This is a genomic window from Nonomuraea sp. NPDC049129 (genome assembly GCF_040648495.1).
Taxonomy (GTDB): domain Bacteria; phylum Actinomycetota; class Actinomycetes; order Streptosporangiales; family Streptosporangiaceae; genus Nonomuraea.
Window position 1 is genome coordinate 36,809 of sequence record NZ_JBEZDU010000038.1, and the last position, 12,871, is coordinate 49,679.

12 protein-coding genes and 1 pseudogene are annotated in these 12,871 nt (G+C 69.9%); 6 read left to right on the forward strand and 7 right to left on the reverse strand.

What is annotated here, in order from left to right; translation table 11 throughout:
• The gene (locus AB0B64_RS55540; RefSeq protein ID WP_357961166.1) at positions 1–429 is read right to left on the reverse strand and encodes a DUF4267 domain-containing protein; all 429 of its coding nucleotides are present in this window, start codon (positions 427–429) and stop codon (positions 1–3) included.
• A 41-nt stretch (positions 430–470) separates the two neighbouring features.
• Positions 471–1,109, reverse strand: coding sequence for a hemerythrin domain-containing protein (locus AB0B64_RS55545; protein ID WP_225302058.1), 639 nt, complete (start codon positions 1,107–1,109; stop codon positions 471–473).
• A gap of 102 nt (positions 1,110–1,211) precedes the next feature.
• Between AB0B64_RS55545 and AB0B64_RS55550 the strand changes: the two genes are divergently transcribed.
• Positions 1,212–4,439 (forward strand): BTAD domain-containing putative transcriptional regulator, encoded by a 3,228-nt coding sequence (locus AB0B64_RS55550; protein WP_358203095.1) that lies wholly within the window; start codon positions 1,212–1,214, stop codon positions 4,437–4,439.
• A 200-nt stretch (positions 4,440–4,639) separates the two neighbouring features.
• A complete protein-coding gene (locus AB0B64_RS55555; protein WP_358203103.1) occupies positions 4,640–5,023 on the forward strand; it encodes a tyrosine-type recombinase/integrase in 384 nt (127 codons plus the stop codon).
• Positions 5,024–5,545: 522 nt separating this feature from the next.
• Here the strand turns inward: AB0B64_RS55555 and AB0B64_RS55560 are convergent.
• The 3 genes from AB0B64_RS55560 to AB0B64_RS55570 all read right to left on the reverse strand — a co-directional run bounded on the left by AB0B64_RS55560 (position 5,546) and on the right by AB0B64_RS55570 (position 8,329).
• Positions 5,546–6,004, reverse strand: coding sequence for a cupin domain-containing protein (locus AB0B64_RS55560; RefSeq protein WP_358203111.1), 459 nt, complete (start codon positions 6,002–6,004; stop codon positions 5,546–5,548).
• Between the two features lie 163 nt (positions 6,005–6,167).
• Entirely contained in the window at positions 6,168–6,458 is a 291-nt protein-coding gene (locus tag AB0B64_RS55565) for a hypothetical protein (protein WP_358203118.1), read from the reverse strand.
• A gap of 380 nt (positions 6,459–6,838) precedes the next feature.
• Complete coding sequence (locus tag AB0B64_RS55570) at positions 6,839–8,329, reverse strand: PLP-dependent aminotransferase family protein (protein ID WP_357961182.1); 1,491 nt, start codon at positions 8,327–8,329, stop codon at positions 6,839–6,841.
• A gap of 69 nt (positions 8,330–8,398) precedes the next feature.
• On the opposite strand from AB0B64_RS55570, the gene AB0B64_RS55575 reads away from it, so the two are divergent.
• From AB0B64_RS55575 to AB0B64_RS55590, 4 genes and pseudogenes are all read left to right on the forward strand, one after another.
• Positions 8,399–9,010, forward strand: coding sequence for a LysE family translocator (locus AB0B64_RS55575; RefSeq protein WP_358203127.1), 612 nt, complete (start codon positions 8,399–8,401; stop codon positions 9,008–9,010).
• Between the two features lie 26 nt (positions 9,011–9,036).
• A complete protein-coding gene (locus tag AB0B64_RS55580; protein ID WP_357961188.1) occupies positions 9,037–9,768 on the forward strand; it encodes a phenylalanine--tRNA ligase beta subunit-related protein in 732 nt (243 codons plus the stop codon).
• Between the two features lie 124 nt (positions 9,769–9,892).
• Positions 9,893–10,012 (forward strand): annotated as a pseudogene (locus AB0B64_RS55585) (IS5/IS1182 family transposase); the annotation flags it as partial.
• A 3-nt stretch (positions 10,013–10,015) separates the two neighbouring features.
• Positions 10,016–10,528, forward strand: a complete 513-nt coding sequence (locus tag AB0B64_RS55590) for an NAD(P)-dependent oxidoreductase (protein ID WP_358203290.1) — start codon at positions 10,016–10,018, stop codon at positions 10,526–10,528.
• Here the strand turns inward: AB0B64_RS55590 and AB0B64_RS55595 are convergent, their stop codons facing one another.
• Both AB0B64_RS55595 and AB0B64_RS55600 read right to left on the reverse strand, forming a co-directional pair.
• Positions 10,529–11,230 carry a hypothetical protein gene (locus tag AB0B64_RS55595; protein WP_357961191.1) on the reverse strand — a complete coding sequence of 234 codons (702 nt, stop codon included), beginning with the start codon at positions 11,228–11,230 and terminating at the stop codon, positions 10,529–10,531. It abuts the gene before it with no gap.
• Between the two features lie 184 nt (positions 11,231–11,414).
• Positions 11,415–12,842, reverse strand: a complete 1,428-nt coding sequence (locus AB0B64_RS55600; RefSeq protein WP_357961193.1) for an aldehyde dehydrogenase family protein — start codon at positions 12,840–12,842, stop codon at positions 11,415–11,417.
• Between the last annotated feature and the right edge of the window lie 29 nt (positions 12,843–12,871).

Sequence of the window (12,871 nt, forward strand, 5' to 3'; positions counted from 1 at the left end):
TCAGGCGGGCTGCGCGGCGGGCGCTGGGGTGGCGGTCTCTTGGGCCTTGCGCGCCTTGCTGGTCTCGCGGAGGATCAGCAACCCCGTGACCGCGATCAGCGCCGAGGTCAGGCCGTGGATGCCGAACGCGGCGGCCATGGAGCCGTGGTGGGCCAGCACGTTGACCATGTCGCCGAACGGGGCGACGGCCACCATCAGCAGGACCCAGCCCAGGGCGCGGCGGTGGCCCGTCACCAGCAGGATGCCCATGGCCAGGCCCATCGCGATTTCGCGGCTGCCCTTCACGATAGGAAAGCCGCTGTCGCCAGAGGGCCAGTTCGGCAGGCCCGGGAAGGACGTCCCGAGGGGCAGGACGAAGGACAACCCGAGGTAGAGGGTGAACAGGACGACGGCGGCGGCCAGGACGGTGTTGAGCTTCTTCTGCGACATGGTTGTTCTCCTTTGATGTTCAGACGGGGTCGGAGCAGGGTTCAGCCGCGGACACGGCGGATGTGGCGGGCGTAGCGGGGGCGGCCGATGACGTGCCAGATGACGCGGACCGGGGCGGGCAGGCCGCTGAGGACGATGGCGCGCTCGGCCGGGTTCGCGTCTTCCAGGACGGCGCCGAAGAGCGTGAGCAGGGTGAGCTTGGGAGTGTTGTTCACCAGGTGGTCGCCCAGGGAGGCCCACTCCTGTTGGGTGATGTGCTTGGCCGCGAGCGGGAGGAGGGTGGCCTCCTCGTCGTCGAGGTGTTCCAGCAGGACCGCGCGGTGCTCGGCGAGGGCGGCCACCAGGGTGTCGCGTTCGTCGGCGCCCGCGGTGGCCTCCCAGGCGGGGACCGCGGCGGCCAGTCTGGTCAGGGTGGCCGCGATGCGTTCGTGCTGGGCCTGCATGCGCAGGACGATGTCGGCCTCCAGGTCCACCCGGGCGAGCAGCGGCGGCCACAGCAGCTCGTCCTCGCCCTCGTGATGGTGGTGCAGGCCCAGCCGGTAGATGCGGAAGTGGTCGGCGATCACCTTGGCGCGAGCAGTGTCACCCGGGGCGACCGCCGCGACGAGGTCCACCAGCAGCCGTGTTTCACGGCGGAAGACGCGGTGCACGATCTCCATGTCCTGGGTATTGACGCTCATCTGTTCCTGTCCTTCATCGGTTGCGACGTGTTCAGGTTGCTCTCGGGTGTTTGGAGGGGACTTGGAGCCGATTTGGAACCGCCCAAGTACTATGTCCGGATCATGGTTTTCATCCGCGTACTGGGCTCATTCGCCGCCGAGGTGAACGGTGAGCCCGTCCACCTCGGCGGGCCGCGGCAGCGCGGCGTACTGGCCCTGCTGGTGGCGGCGCGCGGGCAGGTCGTGCCGGTCGACCGGATGATCGAGGACCTGTGGCGCGGGGAGCCGCCCGCGCGGGCGCTGATGTCCTTGCAGGCGTACGTGTCCAACCTGCGCCGGCTGCTGGAGCCCGGCCGCCCGTCACGCACGCCGGCCCGGCTGCTGGTGAGCGCGGCGCCCGGCTATGCGCTGCGGCTGCCCCGCGAGTCGGTGGACGCGTGGCGGTTCGAGGACCTGCTCGACCAGGCCCGTACGGACACCGACCCGCGCGCCGCCCGGGCCCGGCTCGCCGAGGCATTGGGCCTGTGGCAGGGACCGGCGTTCGCCGAGGTCGCCGACGAGCCGTGGGCCGCCGCGGAGACGGCCCGGCTGAACGAGCTGCGCCTGGTCGCCACCGAACTGCACGTCGCGACCGGTCTGCGCATCGGCGACCCCGCCGCGGTGGTTCCCGAGGCTGAGCGGCTCACCCGCGACGAGCCTCTGCGTGAGGAGGGCTGGCGGCTGCACGCCCTGGCCTTGTGGAGCAGTGGCCGCCAAGCCGACGCGCTGGCGACGCTCCGCCGCGTTCGCGGGATCTTCGCCGAGGAGCTCGGGCTCGACCCCGGCCCGGACCTGACGGCGTTGGAGGAGGCGATCCTCACCCAGCGCACGGACGTCCTTCACGCGTCCGTGTTCCTGCCACCGCCTGTTGTCCCGCTGCCGCAGACGGTTCCGATCACCGAGGCGCCGTTCGTCGGACGCCAGGAGGAGCTGGCGGCACTGGTCGCGGCCGCTGCCGAGGCCGCCGCCGACGGAGCGCGCATCGCCCTTGTCACCGGCGAGGCCGGGCTCGGCAAGTCGACGCTTCTGGAACGCCTCGGCAGGCGGCTCGAACGTGACGGATGGCTGGTCGCCGTCGGCCACTGCTCGGAGGTCGACAGCGCGCCGCCCGCGTGGGCCTGGACTGAGGCGCTGAGAGGCGTTGCCGCGACCAGGTCCCCGGGCGAGTTCGCGGACGACCTCGCGCCGCTGCTCACCGACACCGAGCCGGTGAACGTCGACGCCACCGCGGGACGGTTCCGCCTGCGTCAGGCCGTGTGGAAGTGGCTCGCGGCCGTCGCCGCGGAACGCCCGGTCGCCGTCGTGCTGGACGACCTGCACTGGGCGGACGCCGTCACGCTGGAGCTGCTCGGCGGCTGCCTCGGCATTCGGGCCCCCGTTCTGGTCGTGGCGGCTTACCGGGCGGACGAGAGCGGGCACCTCGCCGAAACGCTGGCCTCGCTGGCGCGCGCCACGCCGCTGCGGCTCCCCCTGCCCGGCCTGGACGATGTGGCTGTCGCGCAGATCGTACGGAATGAGTGTGAGGCCGATGACGAGACCGTCGCCGGAATCGCCGAGCGCACCGGCGGCAACCCGTTCTATGTGCGGGAGAGCGCGCGACTGCTGAACGGAGAGGGCGCGCTGGTCGCCCTCTCCGAGGTCCCCGAAGGCGTACGGGACGTGCTGCGGCGGCGCCTCGCACGGCTGCCCGAGGCAGGCGTGGCCGTGCTGCGACTGGCCGCGGTCGCAGGCCGGGAGAGCTCGGTGGACGTCCTCGTGGACGCCGCCGACACCGACGAGGAAGGCGTGCTGAACGCACTGGACGCAGGCGTGATCGCCGGGCTGCTGAGCGAGCCCGGCCCCGGACGGGTGCGGTTCGTCCACGCCCTCGTCCGCGACACCCTCATCGCCGGCGTCAGCCGCCTGCGGGCATCCCGCATGCACGCCCGCATCGCCGCCGCACTGGAAGCCACCGGCGACATCCCGGCGCTCGCGCACCACTACGCGCGAGCCGGATCCCCCAAGGCCGTCGGCTACTGCCTCCGGGCCGCCGAACTGGCCGAAGCACGCTACGCCCACGACGTCGCAGCCGATCTCCTCACCGACGCGGTCGCGAACTCGACCGGCCCGGAGGAGCGCATAGACCTGCATGGCAGGCTGCTGCGGGCGCAGATCCGGGCCGGCGCCTTGCTTGCCGCGCGCCAGACCCGCCTGCAGGCCGTCGAGTACGCCGAGTCCCTGGGACGCGACGACTTGATGATCGCCGCGTTCACGGCCTGGACCGAGCCGACACCATGGCAGTCCCGCGAGTACGGCACGGTGGACCGGCCCATCGTCGACAGGCTGAGCCGCCTGCTCAAGCGCACCGACCTGGCCCCGGAGGCACGCAGCCACCTCCTCGCCGCCTACGCCGAAGAACTGGTCGGCGAGGACGACCCCACCGCCCTGGCGGCGGCCCGCGAGGCGCTCGACCTCGCCACCTCACCCCGCCTGCGGGCGGCGGCCCTCCAGGTCATTACCCGCGGCCACCGCGGCTTGCCCGAACGCGACAACCTCTGCCGCGAACTGGTGGCGATCGGCACCGAGCACGACCTGCCCGTCTATCGCGTCACCGGGCTGCTCAACCAGGCCAGCGCCGCCGCCGGGGCCAACGACCCGGCCACCATGCGCCGCGCGGCTGCCGAGGCCCTCGACCTCGCGCGCACCTACCGGCTGCCCGAAGCGATCGGCGTCGCCGAGGTGGTGCTGGCGACCCTGGCCCTCATCGAGGGCCGGTTCGCCGACGCCGAACGGCTCTACACCGAGGCCGCCGACGGCATGCGGCGCGCCGGATCCCTGCACGCCGTCGGCTTCCTCCGCCTCGCGCTGGCCGCGATCTGGGTGAACAACGGCACGCTCGGCGAGCACCTGGAGGAGGTGCGTGCCTTCCACGAGGCGTTCGGCCCGATCGCCTCCGACCTGCTGGTCCTCGCCCTGCACGCCAACGGCCTGATCGACGAAGCCCGCCGGGTACGCACCTCGGACCCGATCCGGCCCGACTACTTCTTCACCTTCCTCACGACCGTCCGCGCGATGGCCGCCATCGCCCTGGACGACCGCGCCGCGGCCGAGGAGATCTACGCGACGCTGCTTGCGCGCTGCGACGGCCCCCCGCCGGACGCCACGAGCCTGTCCGTGGAGCTGCGCCCGGTCGCCCACACCCTCGGCGAGCTGGCCGTCTTCCTCGGCCACGACGACGAGGCCGCCGCCCACTTCGCTCAGGCCGCCACCATCGCCGACCGGTGGAACGCACCTCATTGGGCCGCCGAGGCCCGGTTGCGAACGACCACCTAGTCTCTGCCCATGGCGCCGCCACATCTGTGACACAGAACTTGCATTATCTGTCACGTGGGCGGCCTTAGGGCCGTGTCCGCCCAGCTCGGCGTCTGCCGCCACGACGGCGACTCGGCTACATTATGTGTCACATCGCCTGCCCGGAGGACGTCCGTGTCCGTCGTCCTTCCCCGGCCGCCGGGCCCCCGCCCGCCTCGTCGATGACGGCCGCGGTCGAGCGCTTCCTGGAGTCGGTGCAGGCGGCCACCACCCGCGCCGGCTACGCCGAGACCCTCGCCCGCCTGACCGCCGTGACCGGGCCTCAGTATCCGGTCGCCGCGCACGCCCTGCGGGAACGCCTGCTGTGGCGGCTCCTGTACGACACGGCCGCCCGCGCCGAGGAAGTCCTCACCCTCAACGTCGAAGACCTCGACCTGGAGTTCCGCCGCGCCCGGGTCGTCTCCAAGGGCGGCGCCATCGAGTACGTGCACTGGGCCACCCCCACCGCCCGGCTGCTGCCCCGCCTACTGACCGGCCACACCCGCAGAACCTGCTCGGCATCGCGCTCGCGCTGGCTCCACAGCGGCCGCCGTCCTTGGCCGTAGCCGAACCTCGGCTCGTCATCGCCCATGATCCCACCGTAGACGCCTCGCGACTGCCGTCCAGGCCCTGTGTATCGCCGCAGGTCAGGCAAATCTGTTGGAAATTTCCCCGGGACTACAGCGAGGCCGTTTGACGCTCAGCCGACCGAGCCTGGCGAACTGCCCGATCGGCAACAGTTCCTCGTCTATGCCCCAGCATGGACTCTTCCAATATGGGAGAGTCCAGCCGCGTATCCTTGATCAGCCGGAACCGCGCTGATAGCCGACATCGATGTGGGCCTCGATGCCGAGTCCACTGCCACCCTGACCAGCCAGGTGGCCAGGGTCTATTTCACTTGGAATCCAGGCATCGCCGCTTCGGTGCCTAAGGTGATGAGCAGGTGCGACTTGCCGGTGCCGGAGTCGCCGATCAGTCGGGCTGTGCCCGTGATCGCCAGGTGTGCTGAACGGCCACCCCTCCTGTACGGCGGGCTTCTGCCTGAGCTTCCTTGCGGCTGAGTCGGCGTCGGTCGACGCAACGCCACTTCAGCGTTCGGCGGGATGGAAGTCGTAGGGCTTGGAGTCGTACACGTAGTAGACGCAGTCGGCACCCGGAGCACACTTGCCCCAGTGCACCGCCTTCGCTGGGTAATACAGGTAATCGCCTGCACCGACCCGATAGGTCTTGCGTCCCTCCACGTGCCACAGCATGACCCCCGAGACTCCGACGACGCGCTCTGGGCTGGTGTGCCAGTGCGGGGAGAAGGGAGTGCCGGCCTTGAGAGTGAACATCGCCTCCGAAGGGCCGGTCTTCGGATCGCCCTTCAATTGGACGAATGTGCATCCCTTCAGTCCTTCGCAGGGCGATCCATCCTCCTTGTGAGAGTGGTAGATGACTTGGCCGGCGGCCTGTGCGGGGCGCGACTCGGCGAGCGAACTAGCCGTTCCGCTCGCCAGCATGGCCAGTGAACTGGCCATGCTGGCCAGAATCAGTTTCTTGAGCATGACTTACCCTCTGCTGCGAGAATCCGAGAAGCGGACTATGGTCCGAATATGGTCGCAAGCTATCGGACTGCGGTCCGGTTAGTCAAGCCGTGATCCGTCGGCGGGGCAAGCGGAGTGGTCATGAGCTAGAGGGCGTCGTCCCACCGGTGCATTCCCGAGGAGCTCATCTGGTCTGATCGGCGCGCCGGAGCCACGATGGCTCGCGACGGCCTGGAGGACCTGCTGCGCCGCGTGCCCCATTGACGAGTTCACCCATCAGATCCTGCTCAAATGGCTCGACTACCGTCGCACCCGCTGGCCGAGCACAGTCAATCCTCACCTGTGGATCGACCAGATGAGCGCCCACGGCGTCGGTCTCGTATCCAAGATCTATTCCGCTTAGAAGCTGCGCGGTCAGGCTGCGGCACTTGAACGCCTTCACGTTGATCAGCAGCTCGAAGAAGCCCTCGCGCATGGCCCGGACCCGCTCCCCCTCGCTGCGGTGTTCGGTCTCGACCCCAAGACCGCTATCCGCTATCCGCTGTGCCGAGAACGCCCGCGCCCTGCTGGCCACCGCAGCTGAAGAGCGAGACCCCGCCAGTCGCGGCGAACCCAGGGGTCGAAATGGGTCATGAGGCATGAAGATCCATCGGTTCCGTCCGACGAACCGTCAATTCAGTGAACTCTGGGACTTCCAGGCCCTTGAGCAGGAACCGAACGACCAGTCGCGTCAGCGAGCCGTCGGGGCTCGGGTTACCAATACTGGCCGTTCCGATGCGGTCGGGTCCAGGGTGTGAGTGTGGATGTGGACCGGCAGGGTGTGATCAGCTGCACTGGGTGCCCTGCGGAGCCGCGTCAGCGCACACGGCGCAGTGCCTCGCCGATGATCGCCACGGCTTCGCCGATGGCGGTCGGGGTGCTCGCGGCGTAGCCGAGCACGAGCCCCGGGCGGCCGGGGCATTGCCGGTGCCACGAGAGCGGCTGCACCTTCACCCCGCACGCGAGCGACGCGGCGGCGAGGTCAACGTCGGAAAACCCGGCGTCGAATGTGATCGTCAGGTGCAGGCCCGCTGCGGCGCCGTGGACCGCCGCGTCCGGTAGCTGTGCTCTGATCGCGTCGATCATGGCGTCCCGACGGCGGCGGTGGCGTCCGCGCAGCAGTCGCAGATGGCGTTCCATCTCCCCCGACTCCATCAGGCGGGCCAGTATCAGTTGCGGCAGTGTTGCGTTGCCGAGGTCGGCAAACCGCTTGGCGGCCACGACGGCGTCCCGATACCGCGGCGGCGCGAGGACCCATCCGATCCTCAGCGCCGGCGCCAGTAGCTTGGACACGCTCCCGGCGTAGCAGACGCGCTCGCCGAGCGCCGACCGTAGCGCCGGAACCGGAGGCCGGTCATAACGGTGCTCGGCGTCGTAGTCGTCCTCGATGATCAGGCCGCCGTCATCGACCCACCGCATCAGCTCGCGGCGCCGATCGCCGCCGAGCACCACGCCTGTCGGGAACTGATGCGCCGGCGTGAGCAGGACAGCCGGTGCGCCTGTCGCGCGCAGCGCGCCGACCTCTATCCCGTCGGCATCGACCGGCACCGGTGGGGTGACCAGCCGCCGGTTGTGCAGGTGCTGGCGGGCGCCCAGCGATCCGGGATCCTCCACCGCCACCTCGCGGATCCCGGCCTCGGCGAGCATCTCGGCGAACAGTCCGAGCGCCTGAGCGGTGCCGGCGGTGATGATCACATCTGCCGGGTTGACGAGGATCCCGCGGTTGCGGGCCAGCCAGTTCGCCACGGCGACGCGCAACGCCGGGGTTCCGCGCGGATCTCCGTATCCAAGGGCGGAGAATGCCAGGTCGGCGAGCAGTGAGCGTTCGGCACGCAGCCACGCTGACCGCGGGAAGGCGGCCAGGTCGGGCACGCCCGGTGACAGGTCGATCCGCGCTGCGGCCGCCCGCAGCAAGTCGAAGACCTCGACGCCGGGCGACGCCGTGAACACCGCGTCCTCCGGCACCACGTCCGCCGGAAGGGACGGCGGCCGCGCCGGTGGCGTCCGGCCCGGAGCGCCGACGACGATCGTCCCCTTCCGGCGGCGCCCTGCGACATAGCCTTCCTCGTTCAAACGCTGGTAGGCCTCGGTGACGACGCCGCGGGACACGCTGAGATCCCGCGCGAGCACCCTGCTCGCAGGCAACCTGCTCCCCACGGTCAGGCGGCCGTCGCAGATCGCCGACCGCAATCGGTCGGCGAGCCATTCGGACAGCCCACCGACGGGCGCGTCCTCGACGTTCAGCTGGAGGAAGTCGGAGCCGGCCTTTATGGCCCTCTCGACGAGGTCTTCATTGGACCTGTTCATGAGGCCATTGTGGCGGCAGAGTTCCGGTCACGAGAACGGCCATCACCAGAGCCCATCAGGAGGACCACCTTGAGCATCGCGTTCCTGGTCACCACGCTCATCGTGGTCGCCACGCCTGGCACCGGGGCGATCTACACACTGTCGGCGGGGCTATCGCACGGCCGCCGCGCGAGCGTCGTCGCCGCGATCGGATGCACGCTGGGCATCGTTCCCCACATGGTGGCGGCGATCACCGGCATGGCGGCGCTGCTGCACACCAGCGAGACGGCGTTCCAGCTCGTCAAGTACCTGGGCGTGGCCTACCTGCTGTACATGGCGTGGGCCACGCTGAAGGACACAGATCCGATCGTCGCCGAGGAGGAAACCACGCCGCTCCCAGCCGGACGCGTGATCGCCTCCGGCATCTTGATCAACCTTCTCAACCCGAAGCTAACCATCTTCTTCTTCGCCTTCCTGCCGCAGTTCGTCGACACCGGCGAGCCGGGGTACGTGCTGCGGATGCTGGAACTCAGCGCCGTGTTCATGCTGGCCACACTCGCGATCTTCGCCGTTTATGGCGTCTTTGCTGCCTCGGTACGGGACCGCGTGATCGCGCGGCCGCGGCTGATGGCCTGGCTGCGCAGGGGCTTCGCCGGATCATTCGTCGCCCTCGGCGCCAAGCTCGCGCTCGCCGTCCGATGACCGCCGAGCCCACGACGGAGCCGAACATGTACTTCCAGCATTCGGACGAGATCTGGTCTGAGCACCCCGAGCTCGTCGCCGGCGTGCTCGTCGCCACGGGGATCACCGCCGACGCGGTCGTCGAGCCCCGGATCGAGGCGTTCAACCTGCTCGCCAAGGCGCGGCTCGCGGCGGGCACGGAGGCCGACCTGCCCGAGATCCAGGCCTGGCGGCGCACCTTTTCGAAGATGGGACTCAAGCCAACGCGGTATCGATGCGCCTCGGAGTCACTGCTGCGGCGCTTCCGCAAAGAAGGCGCACTGCCGCGGATCCACCCGTTGGTCGACCTCTGCAACGCCGCCTCACTCGCCTTCGCGATCCCGGTGGCCGCGCTGGACGTCGCCAGGATCTCCGGGCACCTCGAAGTCCGGCGTGCGGCTGGCGACGAGAAGTACCTGACACTGTCGGGAGAGCTGGAAAACCCAGAACCGGGAGAGGTGACCTTCGTCGACGCCGCGGAGCACGCCCACGCCCGGCGATGGACGAACCGGCAGAGCGGCCACTCGGCCGTTCGCGACAAGACCCATACGGCCTTGATCATCGCGGAGGGGCTGCACTCCTCGGCGGCCAAGGACGTCCCGGACCTCATTGCCGCGCTGACGGACGCGTTGAGCAGCGTCTGGCCGATCTCGATGCCGACCGCGACGTTGAGCCGCTCCACGCCGCGCTTTGACTTCGCCATCCAGCCAAGCGGGGCGGGAGACGAGACGCAACACTGACCGACCCGTACCGGCAAGATGTAGCGGACCTGTGGCCCGTCTTCTGCGACGGGCGGCCGATCGCGCCGTTTGCTACCTCTGTCCATTTGGCAGGGAGGGGCTCATACGTGGCGTCCACGGGGTCGCCGAGCGAACGAACTCCCTGCTGAAGCCCACCTCCAGGGCGCTCCGCCGAGTCAGTCTCGACCTTCGGCGGATCGGTGCCATCCTCAAAGCCGCCCAAGTTCTCCTCCACCTCGAACATCGGGTGTCGGTAACGGGGGTCCCGGTAGCAATCGCGGAAAAAACAACGAATCCGTCTCTGACCTGCGTCGCAGCCAAGCAGTTGTGGGGGGGTGGTCGGTCCAACTACGGTCGCGTCGTCGGCATCGTCGGCCTGTCGCATACCGGCCGGCGGGTGGCACACCTGCTGCGGTCCTTCGACCTCACCGTGCTCGCGAGCGACCCCTACGCCACCGAGGCGGACGCCCAGGCCCTCGGCACGACCCTCGTTCCGCTGCCTGACCTGCTGCACCGCAGCGACATCGTGCCCCTGCACGCGCCGTCGCTGCCCGAGACCCGGAACCTGCTGAACGCCGACCGCCTCGCGCTGCTCCCCGACCACGCCACGGTAACGCGCCCCGCATCGCGTGACGACGGCCCGGGACGGCCGGGACACGGAACCTTCGTACGAGAGCCGAGCGAATGGGCCCTCAAGGTCACCACGGTGCTCAACGCGAGGATCCTCACCGGGCCCCGGCCGGAACCCCTGGCACGCTGATCACACCAGTCCGCAGGACCGCCAGGCGATCGGCACGCGCGGCGACCACTGCCCGCCGTCGCCGCGCACCACCACGTACGCGGTGAGCGGCGCCGCGAACGAGCTGCCACCGCACAGGACCCGCCCCGTGTCGACCGAGTAGTTGCCCGCCGGTCCGTTACCGCCCGGCTGCGCCGTGGCCCGGCCCTGCCACAGCACCCGGTCATCCGAGGCGCGCCTGACCTGGACGGCGACCTGGGTGCCCGGCGTCAGGTAGTAGCCGCGGACGCCCACGGTCTGGTACGGCCCCTCGTTGGTGGTGGAGCAGCTTTCACCGTCGCACGAGGGCCCGTTACCGGCGTGGTTGCGCTTCACCATGACGACCCAGGCGAGCCTGCGGGCCGCGCTGCCGTTGTCCTGCCGCGCCTGGGAGCGGGAGCTGGGGACCACGCACCGGTAGTCACCGGTGTACGCCTCCCGCCAGACGAACCCGGTCGTGCACGCGTGCCAGACGCCGGAGGCGTTCTCCGACCGCGTACGGTCGCGTACGGACGGGTCCACGCAGACGTGGTCGCTGGGCCGCGCGCCGCGCCAGACGTACCCGCTGGCGCAGGTGTCAGGGGCGAACGCCGTCTCGGCGGCGGCTCCCGTGACCCCGAGCACCGACATCGCCAGGCATCCCGACGCGGTCATCGCCGCGAGCTTGCCGGAACGTGTGAGCATGTTCTTCCTCTGGGAGAGATCAAGGAACGGATCGCGGGCGGGCACTCCCAGCCCCGTGATCGCATCCTGTCCCGCGGCCCACCGCCGGACATGAGTAGCCCCTACTCATATTCGGCTCTCCGGAGTGGGCCCTTGCTCAGGCCGCCACGACCGGCGCGACCCCTGCCTGGAGCACGGCCCTGTACTACCCGTGGTTCGTGGACGGCGAGTAGAGCATCGACACCGGGCGGGTGGCGGCGTCGAACGACGCCGCTGCCCCGGTCGCACCCATCCCGCTGACCCCCCACGGCTCGTAGACCATGTTGACGCCACCGTGTTGCCACTCGTTGATCCACACGAGAGCGGCGTTGATCTCCCTGCAGCGCCGCAGGTTCTCGGGGGTCGAGGAATAGACCGTCGCCGCGAGTCCGAAGCTTGTGGTGTTGGCCAGGTCGATGGCTTCGGCGAAGGAGTCGACCACGGTGACGGGGGCGACCGGCCCGAAGGTCTCCTCTTTCATGATGCGCATGTCCGAGGTGACCTCGGTCAGCACCGTCGCGGGGTAGAAGTATCCGGGCCGGTCTGGTTGCCCGCCACCGCAGAGCAGCGTCGCCCCGCGGTCGACGGCTTCGTGGACGTGGTCGTGCACGATCCTCCTCTGGGTGTCGTCGACCAGTGGTCCCAGGCCCGGGGAGTAGGGGTCGTCGCTCATCGTCCAGCCTTCGGCTTCGGCCACGAGGGCGGCGATGAACTCGTCCGCGACCGCGCGGTGCACGTAGATCCGCTCCGACGATGTGCAGATCTGTCCGCTGTTGAGGAACGTCGACGTCGCGACCGCCTTGGCGGTGGCGGCCACGTCGACGTCGGCGTCGACGAGGACGGGGTCGTTCCCTCCCAGTTCCAGGATCGTTCGCTGAAGGCGCTTGGCCGCGGCGACGGCGACGCTGCGGCCCGCCTCGACAGACCCGGTGAAGTGCACCAGCTTGACCGCCTCATGCTCGGCCAAGGGCTTGCCGGCGCGCGCGTCGCCCAGGAGAAGGTTCACCACGCCTGCCGGAAGGTCGCACAGCTCGACGAGCCGGGCCGCGGACAGCGGCGCCTTCTCCGAGGGCTTGATCACCACTGTGTTGCCGGCGGCGAGGAGGGGGCCCAGGGCTCCCAGGATCGAGGTCACCGTGAAGTTCCAGGGCACGATGAGTGCCAGCACGCCCAGCGGCTCACGGATGACCACTGTCCGTCCGGACTCGCCCGGAGCTGTGACGTCGGCGACGAACGGATAGGACCGCGCCCGCTCGATGCCGAGCCGGAACGAGGCGATTCCGCCCGCGATGAACTGCTCGGCGAGCGGGACAGGCTTGCCCATCTCCCGGTTCTCGAGTTCCGCCAGCTCACGCACATGCCGTTCGAGGAGGTCGGCGGTGCGGCTCAGCCGGCCGAGGCGGTCCTCGAGGTCGAGCCTCGCCCAGCCCGCGTGCGCGGCCTGCGCCGACTCCACCGCCGCCGCGGCGTCGGCGGCCGATCCGGCCGGAATCAGTGCGACGACCTGTTCGGTGGCCGGGTTGACGACGCTGCGGAGTTCCGGGTCCGCGGCTTCGACCGGGGTGCCGTCGATGATGTTGCTCAGGCGCTTCATCTGCTCATTCCTTCTGGATCGAAGCCGGC